General features: G+C 61.9%; 21 protein-coding genes. 17 read left to right on the top strand and 4 right to left on the bottom strand.

Annotated features, from left to right (window positions below; all coding sequences use genetic code 11):
* The first annotated feature begins 331 nt into the window (after positions 1 to 331).
* The 6 genes from ACMDCR_RS14720 (at position 332) to ACMDCR_RS14695 (ending at position 6026) form a co-directional block, all read left to right on the top strand.
* Positions 332 to 1285 (top strand): branched-chain amino acid ABC transporter permease, encoded by a 954-nt coding sequence (locus ACMDCR_RS14720; protein ID WP_413993224.1) that lies wholly within the window; start codon positions 332 to 334, stop codon positions 1283 to 1285.
* A 118-nt stretch (positions 1286 to 1403) separates the two neighbouring features.
* On the top strand, positions 1404 to 2681 hold the full coding sequence (gene livM, locus ACMDCR_RS14715; RefSeq protein WP_413993622.1) for a high-affinity branched-chain amino acid ABC transporter permease LivM: 1278 nt from the start codon (positions 1404 to 1406) through the stop codon (positions 2679 to 2681).
* 14 nt (positions 2682 to 2695) lie between these two features.
* Positions 2696 to 3628 carry an ABC transporter ATP-binding protein gene (locus ACMDCR_RS14710; RefSeq protein ID WP_413993621.1) on the top strand — a complete coding sequence of 311 codons (933 nt, stop codon included), beginning with the start codon at positions 2696 to 2698 and terminating at the stop codon, positions 3626 to 3628.
* A gap of 2 nt (positions 3629 to 3630) precedes the next feature.
* Positions 3631 to 4353, top strand: a complete 723-nt coding sequence (locus ACMDCR_RS14705) for an ABC transporter ATP-binding protein (RefSeq protein ID WP_413993223.1) — start codon at positions 3631 to 3633, stop codon at positions 4351 to 4353.
* A 1-nt stretch (position 4354) separates the two neighbouring features.
* Positions 4355 to 4708: a DUF6867 family protein gene (locus ACMDCR_RS14700; protein ID WP_413993222.1), complete on the top strand. Its 354-nt coding sequence runs from the start codon at positions 4355 to 4357 to the stop codon at positions 4706 to 4708.
* 196 nt (positions 4709 to 4904) lie between these two features.
* Positions 4905 to 6026: a branched-chain amino acid ABC transporter substrate-binding protein gene (locus ACMDCR_RS14695; RefSeq protein ID WP_413993221.1), complete on the top strand. Its 1122-nt coding sequence runs from the start codon at positions 4905 to 4907 to the stop codon at positions 6024 to 6026.
* 302 nt (positions 6027 to 6328) lie between these two features.
* On the opposite strand, the gene ACMDCR_RS14690 is transcribed toward ACMDCR_RS14695, so the two are convergent.
* Positions 6329 to 7132, bottom strand: coding sequence for a cytochrome c biogenesis CcdA family protein (locus ACMDCR_RS14690; RefSeq protein ID WP_413993220.1), 804 nt, complete (start codon positions 7130 to 7132; stop codon positions 6329 to 6331).
* Positions 7133 to 7312: 180 nt separating this feature from the next.
* Between ACMDCR_RS14690 and ACMDCR_RS14685 the strand changes: the two genes are divergently transcribed.
* From ACMDCR_RS14685 to ACMDCR_RS14670, 4 genes are all read left to right on the top strand, one after another.
* A complete protein-coding gene (locus ACMDCR_RS14685; protein ID WP_413993219.1) occupies positions 7313 to 8305 on the top strand; it encodes a P1 family peptidase in 993 nt (330 codons plus the stop codon).
* Positions 8306 to 8367: 62 nt separating this feature from the next.
* A complete protein-coding gene (rpe, locus tag ACMDCR_RS14680) occupies positions 8368 to 9045 on the top strand; it encodes a ribulose-phosphate 3-epimerase (RefSeq protein ID WP_413993218.1) in 678 nt (225 codons plus the stop codon).
* Between the two features lie 161 nt (positions 9046 to 9206).
* A complete protein-coding gene (gene purB, locus ACMDCR_RS14675) occupies positions 9207 to 10517 on the top strand; it encodes an adenylosuccinate lyase (RefSeq protein WP_413993217.1) in 1311 nt (436 codons plus the stop codon).
* A 179-nt stretch (positions 10518 to 10696) separates the two neighbouring features.
* Positions 10697 to 11260 (top strand): RBBP9/YdeN family alpha/beta hydrolase, encoded by a 564-nt coding sequence (locus ACMDCR_RS14670; RefSeq protein ID WP_413993216.1) that lies wholly within the window; start codon positions 10697 to 10699, stop codon positions 11258 to 11260.
* Between the two features lie 84 nt (positions 11261 to 11344).
* Here the strand turns inward: ACMDCR_RS14670 and ACMDCR_RS14665 are convergent, their stop codons facing one another.
* Positions 11345 to 12139 (bottom strand): HpcH/HpaI aldolase family protein, encoded by a 795-nt coding sequence (locus ACMDCR_RS14665; protein WP_413993215.1) that lies wholly within the window; start codon positions 12137 to 12139, stop codon positions 11345 to 11347.
* Between the two features lie 109 nt (positions 12140 to 12248).
* Positions 12249 to 12572: a DUF1476 domain-containing protein gene (locus tag ACMDCR_RS14660; protein ID WP_413993214.1), complete on the bottom strand. Its 324-nt coding sequence runs from the start codon at positions 12570 to 12572 to the stop codon at positions 12249 to 12251.
* A 356-nt stretch (positions 12573 to 12928) separates the two neighbouring features.
* On the opposite strand from ACMDCR_RS14660, the gene purC reads away from it, so the two are divergent.
* Both purC and ACMDCR_RS14650 read left to right on the top strand, forming a co-directional pair.
* Positions 12929 to 13693: a phosphoribosylaminoimidazolesuccinocarboxamide synthase gene (gene purC, locus ACMDCR_RS14655; RefSeq protein WP_413993213.1), complete on the top strand. Its 765-nt coding sequence runs from the start codon at positions 12929 to 12931 to the stop codon at positions 13691 to 13693.
* Between the two features lie 108 nt (positions 13694 to 13801).
* Positions 13802 to 14356 carry a hypothetical protein gene (locus ACMDCR_RS14650; protein WP_413993212.1) on the top strand — a complete coding sequence of 185 codons (555 nt, stop codon included), beginning with the start codon at positions 13802 to 13804 and terminating at the stop codon, positions 14354 to 14356.
* Between the two features lie 122 nt (positions 14357 to 14478).
* Here the strand turns inward: ACMDCR_RS14650 and ACMDCR_RS14645 are convergent, their stop codons facing one another.
* Complete coding sequence (locus ACMDCR_RS14645; protein ID WP_413993211.1) at positions 14479 to 15855, bottom strand: APC family permease; 1377 nt, start codon at positions 15853 to 15855, stop codon at positions 14479 to 14481.
* 56 nt (positions 15856 to 15911) lie between these two features.
* Between ACMDCR_RS14645 and ACMDCR_RS14640 the strand changes: the two genes are divergently transcribed.
* The 5 genes from ACMDCR_RS14640 (at position 15912) to ACMDCR_RS14620 (ending at position 18539) form a co-directional block, all read left to right on the top strand.
* Positions 15912 to 16136 (top strand): hypothetical protein, encoded by a 225-nt coding sequence (locus tag ACMDCR_RS14640; protein ID WP_413993210.1) that lies wholly within the window; start codon positions 15912 to 15914, stop codon positions 16134 to 16136.
* A gap of 156 nt (positions 16137 to 16292) precedes the next feature.
* Entirely contained in the window at positions 16293 to 16532 is a 240-nt protein-coding gene (gene purS, locus ACMDCR_RS14635) for a phosphoribosylformylglycinamidine synthase subunit PurS (RefSeq protein ID WP_413993209.1), read from the top strand.
* The gene (locus tag ACMDCR_RS14630; protein ID WP_413993208.1) at positions 16532 to 17068 is read left to right on the top strand and encodes a hypothetical protein; all 537 of its coding nucleotides are present in this window, start codon (positions 16532 to 16534) and stop codon (positions 17066 to 17068) included. The genes purS and ACMDCR_RS14630 overlap by 1 nt, the downstream gene beginning before the upstream one ends.
* Before the next feature lie 88 nt (positions 17069 to 17156).
* The gene (gene purQ / locus ACMDCR_RS14625; protein WP_413993207.1) at positions 17157 to 17852 is read left to right on the top strand and encodes a phosphoribosylformylglycinamidine synthase subunit PurQ; all 696 of its coding nucleotides are present in this window, start codon (positions 17157 to 17159) and stop codon (positions 17850 to 17852) included.
* A 219-nt stretch (positions 17853 to 18071) separates the two neighbouring features.
* Entirely contained in the window at positions 18072 to 18539 is a 468-nt protein-coding gene (locus ACMDCR_RS14620) for a hypothetical protein (protein ID WP_413993206.1), read from the top strand.
* The last annotated feature ends 3 nt before the right edge of the window (positions 18540 to 18542 follow it).

The raw sequence follows: 18542 nt of genomic DNA, 5'->3' as shown, positions 1-18542 counted from the left end.
TCTAAAAATTTTATGTGGATTATATCGAAATCTAATAGCCGTTACACATGTGACGGTTGCGGCTTTTGGTGTCTGCAAACCCATTTTTGATCGTCCCGAGCGCCAATTTGGCGTAATTTTTGCCATTCGGCGCTGAAATTTTCGGCCCGCTGCTCAAAAATTTCATAAAATCGATAAAGTTGAGCCGACAGGCCTTCCCCGCGATTGTCAGGCGCCAAAGCGCTTGCTATGACAGGCAATCGTCGCATGACTGCCTGTCTCTTAGGCAAAAATCTCCGAGAAGGGGATGCCGGGGAAAAAAGGGCAGCAGCGGCAGAGGGGAATGTACTAGATGGCCTTCTTTATACAGCAGCTCATCAATGGGCTGGCGGTCGGATCACTGTATGGTCTGATCGCCGTAGGTTACACGATGGTGTTCGGCATCATCGGCATGGTGAACTTCGCCCACGGCGACTTGTTCATGCTCTCCGCGATCATCGCGTTCGTCTGCTTCCTGTTCCTGATCACCTTGCTCGGCGTATCCTCAGTGATCGTCGCGCTGCTGATCGTGCTTTTGGTAGGCATGGTGCTGACCAGCCTTTGGAATTGGGCGATCGAGCGCATCGCCTACCGGCCGTTGCGCGGCTCCTTCCGCCTCGCGCCGTTGATCTCGGCTATCGGTATCTCGATCGCCCTGTCGAACTTCGTGCAGATCTTCCAGGGTGCCGACTCCAAGGCAGTCCCCGCGGCAGTGGATCAGGCGCTCGGCGGCAAGTTCGAAATCTGGACGGAGACGAATGCACAGGGCCAGGTCATCGACGCCACCATATCCCTGAAGCAGATCATGGTCTTCATCATTACGGCAGCTCTGCTGGCCGTCTTCTGGTACCTCGTCACCAAGACCTCGCTCGGCCGCGCCCAGCGCGCCTGCGAGCAGGATCGCAAAATGGCCGCGCTGCTCGGCGTGAATGTCGATCGCACGATCTCGATCACCTTCATCATGGGCGCCGCGCTCGCCTCCGTGGCCGGCCTGATGTTCCTGGTTACCTACAGCTCCGTCAACTTTCACGACGGATTCGTGCCAGGCGTGAAGGCCTTCACGGCGGCAGTGCTCGGCGGCATCGGCTCCCTGCCCGGTGCGGTGATCGGCGGTATCCTGATTGGCTTGGTGGAGAAGCTGTGGGAGGGCTCGTTCAACGGCGACGTCGCTTCCTATCGCGACGTGGCGGTGTTCTCCATCCTTGCCATTACCCTGATCTTCATGCCGCAAGGCCTGCTGGGTCGTCCGGAAGTGGAGAAGGTGTGAGATGGCTCAGAAGAACGAAAACACCTCTGGCATCGGCTTCTTCAAGGATCTGGCTTTCTGGACGGCTGCGGCAATTGCCCTCTTCGTGCCGGTTGTCGGGTTCACCACTTACTCCGACATGAACACCAACAGCCTGCAGTTCAACTTCACGAACGCGGCGTTCTCCTTCAATGACCGTTGGGGCGGCTTCGTGAAAGCCGGCGTGATGGTGGCGATCGTTGTCGCCGTTCGTGCCTTCGTCCTGCTTAGGCCGAAGCGCGAAAAGAGCGATCGGGTCTCGCCGGTCGCGGCCGCACTCTCGCGCTTCAGCGTGTCGCAGACGGCGATGTGGTTAGGTGCCGGCCTTGCCATCGCCTTCCCGCTGCTGATGCTCGGCGCGCTGGGCGACAAGGGCTCGCTCAAGTGGATCGACACCTTCGGCATCGGCATCATGATCTACATCATGCTGGGCTGGGGCCTGAACATCGTGGTGGGCCTCGCCGGCCTTCTCGACCTTGGTTACGTCGCTTTCTACGCGGTCGGTGCCTATTCCTACGCACTGATGTCCTATTACTGGGGCTTGTCCTTCTGGGAAGTGCTGCCCCTGGCCGGCATCCTCTCCGCCTTCTGGGGCATCATGCTGGGCTTCCCGGTGCTGCGCCTGCGCGGCGACTACCTCGCCATCGTGACGCTTGCCTTCGGTGAAATCATCCGCGTCGTGCTGATCAACTGGCGCGCCTTCACGCACGGGCCTGACGGTATCACCTCGATCAAGCCACCCTCCTTCTTCGGCATCCCGTTCACGGCGGGACCAACAGGCTTCGCCCACACTTTCGGGCTGACGTTCTCGCCGATCTACACCAAGGTCTTCCTTTTCTACGTCATCCTGGCGATGGCGCTGGTCACGGCCTATGTCACCACCCGCATGCGCAAACTGCCGGTGGGTCGGGCCTGGGAAGCACTGCGAGAGAATGAGATCGCCTGCCGCTCGCTCGGCATCAACACCACCAAGACCAAGCTGGCCGCCTTCGCCACCGGCGCTATGTTCGGCGGTTTCGCCGGCGCTTTCTTCGCCGCCAAGCAGGGCTTCATCAACCCCGAAAGCTTCACTTTCAACGAATCGGTGATGGTGCTTGCCATCGTGGTTCTCGGTGGCTCCGGCAGTCTCCTGGGTGTCGTCATCGCGGCGGTCTTCCTGGTTGGCGGACTTGAAATCCTCCGCGAACTCGACTTCCTCAAGCAGATCTTCGGCGACAATTTCGATCCCGGCCTCTACCGCGGCCTGATCTTCGGCCTCGCCATGGTCATCATGATGCTGTGGAAACCACGCGGCCTCATTTCCAATCGCGTGCCTACCGCATTTCTCAAGGAGCGCAAGGTTGTCTCGGGTGCCCTCGTCCAGGAGGGTCACGGATGAGCACCCCTATTTCAATGACAGATTCAATCGATCCCTCCCTGGCGTCCCACTCCCATCCCGAACATCGCTGGCACAGCGATCCGCTTCTCAAGGTTGAAAAGCTCACCATGCGTTTCGGCGGCCTCACCGCCGTCAATGCCGTGACCTTCAACTGCGGGCGTGGCGACATCACCGCCCTCATCGGCCCGAACGGTGCAGGCAAGACCACGGTCTTCAACTGCATCACCGGCTTCTACAAGCCGACCGAGGGACGTATCGGCCTTCGCCATGGCGGCATCGCCGTCTGGGACGAATTCGACGCCCTGACAGCCTCGACCGACCAACGGCTCATCCTCGGCCAGGACCACCTCTACCTCCTGGAGCGCATGCCGGACTTCCACGTCTCGCGTACAGCCAAGGTGGCCCGCACCTTCCAGAACATCCGCCTTTTTGCGGGCATGACGGTTCTGGAAAACCTGCTCGTCGCCCAGCACAACGCGCTGATGTCGGCCTCCGTCTTCTCCATCGCCGGTATCTTCAAGCTGCCAGGTTATGGCCGGGCCGAAGCCGCCGCTATCGACAAGGCCAAATATTGGCTCGACAAGACCAACCTCACGGCGCGCGCCGACGATCCGGCCGGCTCCCTGCCCTATGGCGACCAGCGCCGACTGGAGATTGCCCGCGCCATGTGCACGGATCCGGTCCTACTCTGCCTCGACGAACCGGCCGCCGGCCTCAACCCCAGGGAGAGTCTCGACCTCAACACGCTGCTGCGCTCGATCCGCGCCGACCACGACACCTCCTTGCTGCTCATCGAGCATGATATGTCGGTGGTGATGGGAATTTCCGACCACGTCGTGGTGCTGAACTATGGCACCAAGATTTCCGACGGCACACCCGAACAGGTGCGCAACGACCCGGCTGTGATCGCGGCCTATCTCGGTTCTGACGAAGAAGTGGAGGATTGAGCATGGCGAATCCCTTGCTCGCCGTCCGCGGCGTCCAGACCTATTATGGCCAGGTGCATGCCCTCAAAGGCGTAGATGTCGAAATCAACGGGGGCGAAATCGTTACGATCATCGGCGCCAACGGCGCCGGCAAGTCCACCCTGATGATGACGATCTTCGGCTCCCCCAAATGCCGGACCGGCTCCATCACCTTCGACGGCCAAGACATCACTCATATGCCGATCCACGAGATTGCGCGCCTTCGCATCGCGCAGTCTCCGGAAGGGCGCCGCATATTCCAGCGCATGACGGTCTATGAAAATCTGCAGATGGGTGCCGAAATCGACGGCAACACCCATTTCGCTGAGGATCTGGAACGCATGTATACGCTGTTCCCCCGCCTCAAGGAGCGTACCGCCCAGCGCGGCGGCACTCTCTCCGGTGGTGAGCAGCAGATGCTCGCCATCGCGCGTGCGCTGATGAGCCGCCCTCGCCTCCTGATGCTGGACGAGCCATCCCTCGGCCTCGCCCCGCTGATCGTCAAGCAGATCTTCGATGCGATCCGCGTCCTCAATGAAACGGAGAAGCTATCGGTCTTCCTCGTCGAGCAGAATGCCTTCCATGCGCTCCGCCTGGCGCATCGTGGCTATGTCATGGTCAATGGCGTGATCACCATGTCGGGCACCGGCAAGGAATTGCTGGCACGCCCCGAGGTCCGCGCGGCCTATCTGGAAGGAGGGCACTGAAATGGATCATTTCCTCTACGAGGACAACGCGTTCAAATTCGTGCTGGTCACGATCATCATGGGTGGATGGGCCGCCTGGATGACGGGCAAGGCCTGCGCTTCGACCTGGAGCCGCTATCCGACCCTGTTCATCTACCTGACGATCCTGACGGCGGGCGTGCGCTTCCTGCATCAGGCACCGTTCGGCGGCGACATGTTCTCGCCCCATTACTTCGTCGTCGACTTCATTTATATCCAGCTCATCGGCCTCCTGTCCTATCGCCTCAAGCTGGCGAACCAGATGGTCAGCCGCTATGGCTGGATGTTCCAGAAGTCGGGCGCCGTGGGCTGGAGCGCTCGTTCTCCGGTTGAATAAAACCTCGCTTCACCGGGCGGAAAAGTCTGCCCGTACCTCGAACGTTACAAATATCCTCCGGAAGGGTAATGTCCCCTTCCAGACCCCGAAATCGGGTGACAAGCACCAAAAACTGGGCAACATAAGTCCCATTGGGGTGTCTTTATCCCGCTAAGCCAGAGTCGGCAGGCTCTGTTACATCCACTGGGAGAACCAAATGAAGAAACTCTTGTTGACGAGCGTTGCGCTGGCCGCTGGCCTCGTTTTCGCCGGCGCCGCTCAGGCTCAGATCAAGCTCGGCGTTGCCGGCCCGATCACCGGCCCGAACGCCCCCTTCGGCGCGCAGCTAAAGAACGGCGTCGACATGGCCGCCAAGAACATCAACGCCGCCGGCGGCATCCTCGGCCAGAAGATCGAGGTAGAAGTCGGCGACGACCAGTCGGACCCCAAGCAGGGCGTTTCGGTCGCCAACAAGTTCGTGGGTGACGGCGTGACCATGGTGGTCGGCCACTTCAACTCCGGCGTCACCATTCCGGCCTCGGAAGTCTATGCCGACAACGGCGTCATCATGATCACGCCTTCGGCGACCAACGAGAAGGTCACTGACCGCGGCCTGTGGAACGTGTTCCGCACCTGCGGCCGTGACGACCAGCAGGCCCAGGTCTGGTCCGACTATTTCATGGCCAACTACAAGGATAAGAAGGTCGCCGTCATCGACGACAAGACCACCTACGGCGCTGGCCTCGCCAAGAACGCCGTTGCCGACCTCGAGAAAGCGGGTGTCACCCCCGGCCTGATCGAAGAAGTCAATATCGGCGAGAAGGACTACTCGGCCGTCGTCACCAAGATGAAGGCCCAGGGTACCGACGTGCTGATCTGGGGCGGCCTCTACACCGAAGCCGCGCTGATCCTCAAGCAGCTTCGCGACCAGGGCATGAAGACCGTCATGCTCTCGGGCGACGGCATCACCTCGGCAGACTTCGCCACCATCGGCGGCGACGCGGTGATCGGCACCCAGATGACCTTCCCGCCCAAGGTGGAAGCCAATCCGGCCAACGCCGACCTCGTGAAGCAGTTCAAGGCCATTGGCTACACGCCGGAAGGCTACACGCTGTTCTCCTATGCTGCGGTCGAAATCTTCAAGCAGGCTGCTGAAGCCGCCAAGTCGGTCGACCCCCAGAAGATGGCCGAACAGATGCACACCGGCATGCCCTTCCATACCGTCATGGGCGACCTCGCCTATGACAAGAAGGGCGACCTGACCAAGGTCGGCTACGTCATGTACACCTGGAAGAAGGGTGACGACGGCAAGATCGACTACTTCCAGAATCCGTCGTAAACCTCGCCACAATCTGATGTGACAGACCCGCTCCGGCTTGCCGGGGCGGGTTTTTTCATGAGTGGAGTGCTTCCGAGCAATTTGCCACTATTCCGCAAGAAATCCTTTGCGATTCGAGCTTGCGATGCGCTTGCACTCCATCCTCGCCGTGCACCTGCTGCCGATCACCGCTCCGGCCTTCTTAGGCGGGACCCCCGAAGCAGCCCAATCCGGCGGCAGACGAGCTATGCGCTCCATCAGTGGTGCAAGGGGACGGACGGCAGCCTCAGCTATTTCCAGCTGACCGAGGCGGGTTCTCTACCTCATCCCAGTTTGCTCAGGATGGGAAAAGTGCTCTGCAGCCAGATCGAAAAATCGGCCATGCCGCCGGTGATGAAGGCGAGGCCTGCGACGACCAAAAGGCCGCCCATCACCTTTTCCACCGTGCCGAGATGGGCGCGAAAGGCGCGCAGGAAACGCATGAACGGGTTCATGGCGAAGGCGGCGACGACAAAGGGCAGACCAAGGCCCAGCGTATAGATCGCCAGCAGGAGAACGCCCTGGCCGACGCTCGCCTGCCTGCCGGCGACGGCCAGCACGGTCGCCAGAACCGGACCGATGCAGGGCGTCCAGCCGAATGCAAAGGCAAGCCCCATGAGATAGGCTCCGAGGGGGCCCGGCGTGGCGCGGCTCTCGAAGCGGGCCTGACGGAACAGCACGGCGATGCGGAACACGCCGAGGAAATGCAGACCCATCGTGATGATGATGACGCCAGCCAGCAGGGCAAAGGGGTCGACGGAGGTCGCCCAACCCATCGGCAGCAGGCCGGCATTGGCCGCCCCCACCAGCCACTGGGCAAGGAGCCTGCGCGCCGAGATCAGCAGTGAGCCCACCAGCGACGCGGTGGCTCCGAGCGAGATGAACACGGTGGCGAGCCCCGCCATGAAGACGAGCGCCGAGACCACGGCGCGCCGGCGCACGGTCCTGTCGATGGTCTCGCCCGAGATCTCGTCCAGCGTCGTGCCGGCAAGATAGGTCAGATAAGGCGGCACCAACGGCAGCACGCAAGGCGAGAGAAACGAAAACAGCCCGGCGAGGAACACCCCGGGGACGGTAATATCGGCCATCGACTCATCCACTGTTACGCATCGGGCGGGGCACCTGAAACCCTTGCTCTAGCGCGCCTCTTGGTCCTGCCCAAGTTGTTTCAGCCTTCCTCATGCTCTCGTGATCGGAAGTGATGTCGCAGCATTGACATTACAGGTCCTTTCACCACGTTGAGCGTCCCGACCAATGGAGCCGGTCTCATGCGAAATCTCATTACGGATGTGGCTGGAATCAAGGTGGGCAATGCGCAGGACGCAACCCTCGCTTCCGGCACGACGGCGGTGATCTTCGACGAGCCTGCAGTCGCTGCCGTCGATGTGCGCGGCGGTGCGCCAGGCACACGCGAGACGGACCTGTTGGCCCTCGAACGCACGGTCGAGCATGTCGATGCCCTCGTCCTTTCCGGCGGTTCCGCCTTCGGCCTGGAGGCAGCGAGCGGTGTGACCGCCTGGCTCGCCGCGCAGGGCCGCGGTTTTCGGGTGGGTGACGCGGTTGTACCCATCGTACCCGGTGCGATCCTGTTCGACCTCACCAATGGCGGCAACAAGCATTGGGGTCGCTTTCCGCCCTATCGCGATCTCGGCTTTGAGGCCGCCTCGCAGGCCGGGCTTGATTTTGCACTGGGTACCGCCGGCGCGGGTTTCGGCGCGACGACGGCGAGCTTCAAGGGCGGGCTTGGCTCGGCTTCGGCAGTATCTGGCCCCTACACGATCGGCGCGCTCGTGGCTGTCAACGCGCTCGGAAACGTCACGGTTGGCGAGGGTCCCCATTTCTGGGCGGCGCCGTATGAACAAGGTTCGGAATTCGGTGGCCTGGGCCTGCCGCATCCCTGGCCCGCTGACGCCCTGAAGCTGCGCTACAAGGGCCAGCGGCCCGAGAACACCACCATTGCCGTCGTCGCCACCGACGCGCGTCTGTCCAAGGCGCAAGCGAGGCATCTGGCCGTGATGGCGCAGGACGGCTTTGCCCGCGCCATCCACCCCGTCCACACCCCCTTCGACGGCGACACGGTCTTCGCGGCGGCGACGGGCCGGGTCCCACTGGCGGAGGCGCCGGTCGATCTCATCTCTCTCGGCACCGAGGCGGCCCATGTGCTGGCACGCGCCTGTGCCCGCGCGGTCTACGAGGCGACCGCCCTGCCCTTCGCACAGGCCCGACCTGGCTGGCGCGAGCGTTTCGAGATTTCGCGCTGATCGATTGCAATGCTCGCACCGGTCTGGCAGGTAGGACCCGGCCCTTTTCAGCAGGATCACCCATGACCCGTCCCATCGTCATCGCTCCTTCCATTCTCTCCGCGGACTTCGCGTCGCTCGGCGCCGAAATACGGGCAATCGAGGACGCTGGCGCCGACTGGGTGCATTATGACGTGATGGACGGCCATTTCGTGCCGAACCTCACTATCGGGCCGGGCGTCGCAGCAGCCATCCGCCCGCATGTAAGGACCAAGATCGACACCCATCTGATGATCTCGCCGGCCGATCCCTATCTCGACGACTTCGCGAGCGCCGGCTGCGATACCATCACCATTCATGCCGAGGCCGGACCGCATCTGCACCGCTCGCTGCAGCACATCAGAAAGCTCGGCAAGCGGGCCGGCGTCGCCATCAACCCGGGCACGCCCCCTGACGTCGTCGATTACGTTCTCAATCTCGTCGACCTCATCCTGGTGATGACGGTCAACCCCGGCTTCGGCGGACAGGCCTTCATTCCCGAGACGGTTGCGAAGATCGAGGCTATCAGGGCAAAGGTCGGCCATCGGGACATAGACATCGAGGTCGATGGCGGCATCACGCCCGAGACCGCCCCGCTCGTGGTCGCGGCCGGCGCCAATGCGCTCGTTGCGGGCTCCTTCGTCTTCCATGGCGGCCCTTCGGCCTATGCGGCCAACATCGCGGCGATCCGCCAAGCGGCGCAGGCGGCGGCCAAGCGGTAGTTGGGGGGCAGGTCTTCAGAGGGGCCTGAACCATCACCGGGCCGAGAAGGCGAAAGGCGGGTCTGAAGACCCGCCTCCGTTCCCTTCCCACATATTTCTCGCAGATTCGGGTACACTTTCGCGGCGATCCTGCCTAAAAGGGGCCCGAAAGGGACCCTTCCATGATCGCACGCTACAGTCGCCCCCAAATGGTCGCCATCTGGGCGGAACAGACCCGCTTCCGTATCTGGTTCGAGATCGAGGCGCATGCCACCGACAAGCTCGCAGAGCTCGGTGTAGTGCCTAAGGAAGCGGCCGCGAAGATCTGGGAGAAGGCCAAGGATTCGACCTTCGACGTCGCCCGTATCGATGAGATCGAGCGCGAGGTGAAGCACGACGTCATTGCCTTTCTAACGCATCTGGGCGAGATCGTCGGCCCGGAAGCGCGCTTCCTGCACCAGGGCATGACTTCCTCCGACGTGCTCGACACCTGCCTCGCCGTGCAACTTTCGCGCGCCGCCGATATCCTGATCGCCGATGTCGACCAAGTGCTGGCAGCCCTCAAGAAACGCGCCATTGAGCATAAATACACGCCGACCATCGGCCGCAGCCACGGCATCCATGCCGAACCGGTGACCTTCGGTCTCAAGCTGGCGCAGGCCTATGCCGAGTTCACGCGCGCCCGCGAGCGCCTCGTCGCGGCACGCAGGGAGATCGCGACCTGCGCCATTTCCGGCGCCGTCGGCACTTTCGCCAATATCGATCCGCAGGTAGAGGAGCATGTCGCCGCCAAGATGGGCCTTGCCGTCGAGCCGGTCTCGACCCAGGTCATCCCGCGCGACCGCCATGCGATGTTCTTCGCCACCCTTGGCGTGGTCGCCTCCTCGATCGAGCGTCTCGCCATAGAGATACGCCACCTTCAGCGCACCGAGGTGCTCGAAGCCGAGGAATTCTTCTCCGAGGGGCAGAAGGGCTCTTCGGCCATGCCGCACAAGCGCAACCCCATCCTCACCGAAAACCTCACGGGCCTGGCGCGTATCGTCCGCTCCGCCGTGACGCCGGCCTTGGAAAATGTGGCGCTCTGGCATGAGCGGGACATCTCGCACTCCTCGGTCGAGCGTATGATTGGGCCGGACGCCACCATCACGCTGGACTTCGCGCTCGCGCGCCTCGCTGGCGTGATCGACAAGCTGCTGGTCTATCCCGCGAATATGCGCAAGAATCTTGATCGGCTCGGCGGCCTGCACAATTCGCAACGGGTATTGCTCGCCCTCACCCAGGCCGGCGCCAGCCGCGAGGATTCCTATCGCCTGGTGCAGCGCAACGCCATGAAGGTCTGGCGCGGCGAAGGTGACTTCCTCGCCTTCCTCAAGGCTGATCCGGACGTTTCGGCCAAGCTTTCGGATGCCACGCTCGAAGCAATGTTCGATGAAGGCTATCACTTCAAGCATGTCGACACGATCTTCGAACGCGTGTTCGGCAAGAATTTTTGAAGGAAGACGCCACGCAGGGGGCGTTCCGCAAATGTGTGGAATCAGGCCGAGAAAACAAAGATCTGGTTCAGATCCGCCGGCAGGGCAATAAAATAGAAACATAGCCTTTGAGTCGGGGCCTGGCGAGCCTCGCGCGTGCACGTGGAAACAGTGCCCACTCAATCGGACGGGAGTTTCACATGCGCATCTCCGACACCGACATCCTGATCGTTCCGGGCCTGGGCAATTCGCCTCCCGAGCATTGGCAATCACGGTGGCAGGCCAAGCTTTCCACTGCGCGGCGAGTCATGCAGGACGACTGGCAGCAGCCGCGGCGCGAAGCCTGGGTCAACAGGCTGGTGGAGGATGTGCAAGTCTCGAGCCGCCCGGCCATCATCATCGCCCATTCCATTGGCGTGATCGCCACCGTCTTCGCTGCCGAGCAGATGCGAGGCCATGTCATCGGTGCCATGCTGGTGGCGCCCTCCGACTGGGACAAGCCGGACCTCATTCCAGGCTACGATCTCGACTTCACGCCCATTCCGATGACGGCCCTGCCTTTCCCGTCCCTGCTCGTCGCCAGCCAGAACGATGCCTATTGCGACATCAACCGCGCCAGCTCCTTTGCCGAGGCGTGGGGCAGCGAGTTCGTGGACGCCGGCGATGCCGGCCACATCAATGTGGAATCCGGCCACGGCCCCTGGCCGGAGGGCCTGCTCCGTCTGGCGAGCTTCCTGTCCAAATTGAAGCTGGGGACGCAATAGAGCGGGATTGCAGGCATCCTTGCCTGCTTCCCTTCCACAAGCGCCGCACGTTCACGAGCGGGCGGGATAGCTGCGATCTCAGGATTAATACTGCGCCTGCGCTGGACCTGAATGGCCCCGCGCGGTCTTGAGCGCTGCCTGCGCGCCAGCGGTCAGGAAAGCCCAGTCCGACCCGACGGCCATGATGTCGAAGCCGAGGGCGGCGTTGCGGGCAGCGGCCTCGCCGCCACTGCAGAAGATGGCGGTAAGCTTGTTTCGGGCCTTGGCGGCGGCAAGCAACCTCTTCATCACCGCCACCGATTCCGGCAGTTGGTGATCAAGCTTCTCGCCGCGGCTGAGGCTGATGGAAAGATCGCTCGGGCCGACGAAGACGCCATCAAGGCCGGGGACGTCGAGAATCTCCTCCATCGCGTCGGCCGCCTGCTGCGTTTCGATCATGGCAAGGGCGATGATCTGGTCGTTGGCGCTGGTGCGATAACTCTCGGCATCGAGGCCATAGAGGGAGAGCCCCCTGGTACCACCCCAGCTGCGCCCGCCCACAGGCGGATATTTCAGGGTATCGACCAGTTTGCGGGCGTCCTCGACATTGTTGATCATCGGCAGGATGGCAAGTTCAGCGCCGACATCATAGAGACGAGCCGCATCGCCGAAACCCTCGAGGCCGACGCGCACACCGGCCGGCTTGCCGGCGAGATGGCTGGCGGTAATGGCATCGCGCGCCTCGGCGAAGGAGGCCTCGCCATGCTGGAGATCGAGGATGACGGCATCGAAGCCTGCCCGTCCCAGGGCCTCGGCGATGCGCGGATAGGCCGAAGCCATCCACCCCGCGAAGATCTTCTCGCCTCTTGCGAGGCGGTTGCGCAGGGTAGGGCTCGTCATGGCAATATCCGATCGATCAAAAGCAAGGACCGCAAATAAAAGCGGCGCCCGTGAATAGAGCGCCGCTTGTCGGTATTGGCAAGATAGGGCGCGAAAATGCGCCCTGGGATCAGACGCCGCTCTGGACTTCCTGCACCGCGCGCCCGAGCATCTCGGTCACGACCTGGCGAACCTGCGGCTCGCTCATGCTGAGATTGGCGGCAGCGAAGTCGGCAAGAACCTTGCGCACCACGTCATGGTCGCCGGCCTCCTCGAAGTCCGACATGACCACAGACCTGGCATAGGCGTTCGCTTCGTCGCCCGAAAGGCCAAGCTTCTCGGCGGCCCACAGGCCAAGCAGCTTGTTCCGCCGGGCCGTTACCTTGAAGCGGAGATCCTCGTCATGCATGAACTTCTTCTCGAAGGCCTCTTCCCGCTTGTCAAACGTGGTCATTGAGTTATTTCCTGTTCAGCTACCGGTTTTTCTTGAAGGACCGGCCATGCCTGTTGCATATAGGCGCGCAATCCCCAAATCAAATTAAGCTGCCGTAACGCCCTCCTCCCAGGGTCGCATCCGGCCTTTCGAAAATACACCGATGCCCGGTGCACAAGCAAATGCACTTTGGCAGGATTCGTGGTTCCGGGCCGGATCACACCGTGGCGTGCATTGTGCGCAGGGCTGTGATCGGGTAGGTTGGAGAAGTCTCCGGTTTGCCGCCGCAAGCCGAATCGCCAATTGCGCCGGCCACGGATCGCATTTCCAGGAGCCCTGGCACGTTGACGGATTTTCTCAAACCACGGTACATCCCGATGAACCGCCGCCGCCGTATCTACGAAGGCAAGGCGAAGGTCCTCTATGAAGGTCCTGAGCCCGGCACCCTGATCCAGCATTTCAAAGATGACGCCACCGCTTTCAACAGCAAGAAGCATGCGATTATTGATGGCAAGGGCGTCCTCAACAACCGCATATCGGAATATCTGTTCCAGAACCTGAATGATATCGGCGTCCCCACGCATTTCATTCGCCGGCTGAACATGCGCGAGCAGCTCATCCGCGAGGTCGAGATCATCCCGCTTGAGGTCGTGGTGCGCAATGTCGCCGCAGGCTCGATCTCCACGCGCCTCGGCCTGGAGGAAGGCACCCAGCTGCCGCGCTCGATCGTGGAGTTCTATTACAAGAATGATGCCCTCAACGATCCCATGGTCTCGGAAGAGCACATTACGGCCTTCGGCTGGGCAAGCCCACCGGAACTCGATGACATCATGGCGCTGGCCATTCGCGTCAACGACTTCCTGTCCGGCCTCTTCCTTGGGGTCGGCATCCGCCTGGTCGATTTCAAGATCGAATGTGGCCGCCTGTGGGAGAACGAGATGATGAGGATCGTCCTTGCCGACGAGATCTCACCGGACTCCTGCCGCCTGTGGGACATCAAGTCGAACGACAAGCTCGACAAGGATCGTTTCCGCCGCGACATGGGCGGCCTCGTGGAGGCCTACACCGAAGTGGCGCGCCGCCTCGGCATCATGAATGAGATGGAAAACGTAAGTGTGAAGGGCCCCAAGCTGGTCCAATGACCCGTTAGGGTGTAAATATTGAAAAAGGGGGCTCGCGCTGGAAGGCGTCGAGCCCTTTTTGTTAAGCAGGCTCTGAAAGAGTACAGCGTGGTTTACAAGGAAGAGCCTGTGTCGAAACAAGCGCCTGCTCCATGGAAGCGTCAGCTGCTTGCCGGCAGCCTGCTTGGCGTTGCGCTGACAGCCCTGGCCGGCTGTGCCTATTGGAATTTGTGGGATGGCGATCCCGCAGCCTCGCTGCCGGACTCCGGCAAGTGGGTCGTGTTGCCCATGCGCTCCTTCGTGTCCCGAGACGACATCGCAGTCGAGGGGATGCAGTTGTGCACCGTGCGCCAATGCGGCTATGACGCGGCGATCGAGCGTTTCACGGTGAAGGGGCGGGATGCGGCGATCTGGGAAAGGGCCCTCACCGAGCCTCGCCAACTCGCCGCCCTGGTCGGCAAGCCCTATCCCAAGAGCGTCCTACCCAAGCCCGAGGTCAGTGCCGAGCCGTTTACTGCCGGCAAATGGACCGGTATCCAGTTTGCCATGACCGGTGGCAAGAAGGCGCATCATTTCAACTCGTTCGTCGTCGGCGAGCGCAACCAGAATGGCACCACCTTCGTCGTGGTGATCGCGGCGCATGAAGATATTGCCAAGAAGCTGGTGCTCGAAGCGACACAATGACCGCCGCCCCAGTGTGCGAACGCGACCGGCCAGCGCGGCATCGAGCATATGGTGGGGGCGCCGTCGATCGGCATGAATATCCTGCCAACTGACGGCGGCTTTCTTCGCCGAGAAGTCCGAGATCAGGCTGCCTGCACCTCCAGATCGTGCTCCACGCCCAATAGCGCGTGGGGTGCACGCATCTTCACAAGGAAGAACCAGCCGACCCCCAGCAGCATGTAAAGGGCAAAGCCGTAGGGGAGGACGTTGTAGGGATAGGCCGGCACTGGATAGATGCTGCCGATCAGCGACAGGATCATCAGCACTGTTCCCAAACCACCCATGACATAGTCCATAGGCCTGGCCTCGCCCATCTTGCGCAGCAGCACCGGGGCTGCGATGGAGCAAAGCATGTACACGATGATGAAACCGAAGCTCGCAATGGTGCCGAAATAACCGAGCAGATCGGGATTGGCCTGGCTTGAGAAGCTGGCGCAGACGATGAAGTTCAGGACCACGCCAATGGTGGCAGCAATATGAGGGGTACGATGCGACTCGTGGATCGTGCCGACGGCCCGGTGAAGGAACTGGTAGCGTCCGAGGGAGAACAGCATCCGGCTGAAGGCGTTGATCGATGCAAGGGCGCAGGCAAAGCAGCTGATCGCCGCGCCGACATAGACAAGATTGGTCAGCAGCACGCTTTTGCCTGCCACAAGATCGCTCAATGGCCCTGAGCTTGCACCCAATTTGGAGGCATCGTCGTCGAACCCTTGCGAAATGACATAGGTCGTCACGATGAAGAAGAGCCCCGCGATGATGGGGGTGAGAATCACGGCGCGCGGAATGATCCGGTTGGGATTGCGCGTCTCCTTGCCAAGCGTGGCGGCACTTTCGAACCCGACATAGGAAAAGATGCCGAAGACGATGGCTTGTGCAACAGCGGCGAAGGAGGAGCCATCGAGTTGCACCTGCTTCACGTCGGTTGCGTAGCCATGGGCGCGCCAGGAAATGAAGCAGACCAGCAGGATGATGGCCATCGATATCACTTCGATGCCGAGGCCCACCCGCGAGGAGATGCGGATGTCGCGCACGGCAAAGAGCCATACGGCCACCGAGATCAGCAGGAAGAACACCGCGCTGGGCACCGTGGCGGCGAAGCCCATGCTTGCCACCAGATCCTGGAGGAAGAGCGCCGTGGCCGCCGTAAGGGCCATTGCGGTGAACAGATAGGCAGCCAGCATGGCCCAGCCCGCGAGCAGCCCGTAGGAAGGTCCCAGCCCCCGCGAGACATAGATGAAGAAGGAGCCGGCAGCAGAAATCTTGCCGGCAAGCTTGCCGATATTGATGCCGACGATCACCAGGGAGATCGTCGCCAGGACATAGACCAGCCAGGAGGCCGAGCCTGCCATGCCGGCAACAACGGCGACAGCGATAGTGGGGGTGAGGGTTGGCGACACATTCGCCACCGACTGCCCCAGCGCCTCGATAAAGGACAAACTATCTTTTCTCAGTTCAGACATGCCTTCGTCTCCAAACCGCCGGTTCTGGCGTTGGCGGCATCCCTCCGGATGCCGCGATGTTGAAAGAAACGTTCTTACGCATTCACACCAAAGGCATCCTGGACGTCACTTCCCCGCACCGGCCTGTTGCGACGGGCGCAATTACCCGTTCACCGGCTGGCTTTCCTGCAGTTAAAAATATTTTACTGGGAGGCGCAATAGGGGAGCACTATCCTGACATGCAAGATTCGGGCCGATTCCTGTGTAAGGCAGACCTGCTCGTCGAACGCAGTGCGTATTGAGACACCTCCGCGCCCCCAACAGTCGCTCCTGCGCTCTCACCATTGGCGAAGGAATGGATTTCCGGGGCTGAAGGCAGAAGCAGCGATTGAACCGCCGCCCCGACTGCTTTAAGCGCATCCACGATCGGTTCAGGATTGCATCAAGGCAGGTGTTGAATGAAGGCTCGTGTCATCGTTACGCTCAAGAACGGCGTGTTGGACCCGCAGGGCAAGGCGATCGAGGGCGCTCTCGCTTCTCTCGGCGTGAACGGTGTCAATGGCGTGCGCCAGGGCAAGGTGTTCGACATCGAGATCGGCCAGGATGATGCCGAGGCCGCGCGGGAAACCCTGACGGCTGCATGCGAAAAGCTTCTCGCCAACACGGTCATCGAAAACTACGCCATCGAAATCGCCTGATGGCCAGGCGGTGGCTCACGCTGGCGCTCCTCTGCCTTTGGGGCAGCATGGCGGCAGCGGCGCCACGGCTTGCCCAGAGTGAAGGCTTTTCCCTCCGCTTCGATGACAACCAGTGGGCGCGGCAGACGGCCGCGCCGCCTTCCCTGCTCACTCTGCGCTGTATCGCGCCGGACTGCTCGCCTGGAAATGTCCTCACCTTCGTGCGAGACGAGCGGCCCCTGATCGCACCTGGCTTTGCGCCCTTCGGTCCTGGTGCCGGCACCGGAGCCTCCGTCGATCTGCGCCTGCAAAGTCTCACGCCGGCATCCCGTCTCCTCGCCCGCGGCCCGGTGGAACCTGTCACCGTCGGCGGCACAGACGGCTATCGCGGCGTCTATGACATCGAGGACCGGGCGCTCGCCAAAACGGCTGCCATCATCCTGCTGCTTCGCCAGGGCCACGGCACGCTGGAGGTGCGCCTGGGTGCTCCCAAACTCTCGAAGGCCGACATTGCCGCCCTCGAGGCGCTGCTCAGCGGATTCGAGCTGCAAAATTAGCGGGTTGGCTCACTCTTTGCTTGACCCGGCTTCGGCAAAGAAACCATAAGGCCCCGGTCCGCCTCCCCCGCTACAGCGAGTATGATCGATGAAAGCAGCTGTCATCACCTTTCCTGGCTCCAATCGCGAGGGGGATGTCGCCAAGGCTCTGAAACAGGCCGGCGCCAAGGTGGAAGCGGTCTGGCATGCCGACAGCGAGTTGCCGGCCGGAACGGATCTCGCCGTGCTACCGGGCGGTTTCTCCTATGGCGACTATCTGCGTTGCGGCGCCATCGCGGCTCGCGCCACCATCATGGACGCCATCCGCAAGCATGCAGAGCGTGGCGGCCTCGTGCTCGGCATCTGCAACGGCTTCCAGATCATCACCGATGGCGGCCTGCTGCCCGGCGTGCTGATGCGCAACGCCGACCTGAAGTTCATCTGCAAGCGCGTCTATCTACGCGTCGAGCGTACGGACACGGCCTATGCCAGCGCCTACAAGAAGGGCCAGGCCATCGATGTCTGCGTCGCCCATGGCGAAGGCAATTATTTCTGCTCGCCGGAGACGCTGACGCAGCTGGAGGGCGACGGGCTGGTGGCCTTTCGCTATTGCGATGCGAATGGCAAGGTAGGAGCCGCGACCAACCCGAACGGTTCGCTCAACAACATCGCCGGCATCTATTCGGCCAATCGCCGCGTGCTCGGCATGATGCCGCACCCGGAAAACCTGATCGACCCGTTGGTTGGCGGCACCGACGGCCGCGGCCTGTTCGCCAGCTTGATCGGCAGCATGGCGACCGCCTGAAGGCAACATTCATACAGATCTGCCAGTTACGCTCGATATTCAGGCGGCTCAAAGCAGGCTCTAGGCGCTGTCGCAGAACTTGCGCATGTGCGTGTTACGGGATGTGCGTTTTCGCACAGCATTCACGCTCGATTTACCTCACTGCGTGCAGCGGCAAGCGCGAGGTTGCGTGCCCACCCGAGTGGTGCGATTCTGTATTGTAAGCACTGGAGCAGACCTATGAGCCATCGTCTTTCTTCTGGACGTCTTTCCTGGGGTTTGGCCGGCGCCGTCGGGCTCTCTCTTGCGCTGGCGGCTTGCAGCCTCTCGCGCACCAGCGGTCCGCAGCCGGTCTATCAGGAACAGCCGCAGGCGGTGGTGACCAGCGACGGCACCCAGCAGTTCCCGGTGCCGCAGTCCGGCCGTGAGCTTCTCGCCCGGCGCCTTACCCAGCTCGTTCCCGGCCAAATTGTCGATGCGCGCATTTCGAATGGCTGGCGTACGGCCGCTGCCGCCCAGCAGCATCCCGACGATTACGCTGCTTGCGTCAGCGCCGATACGGGCAATGGCGCGCAAGTCTTCCTGATCGTCAAAAGCGGTCCGGGCACGGGCGATGTCATCTCCGGCACCAAGGCGAGCCAGCGCTGCGCCGACAGCGCCCGCGTGACGCAGTGGACCACGCTGCCGGAAGCCGTTTCGCGCAGCTGAGCC

The sequence above is a fragment of the Labrys okinawensis genome (genome assembly GCF_047345005.1).
Lineage (GTDB): Bacteria > Pseudomonadota > Alphaproteobacteria > Rhizobiales > Labraceae > Labrys > Labrys okinawensis.
This window is presented reverse-complemented; position numbering and strand designations above follow the sequence as displayed.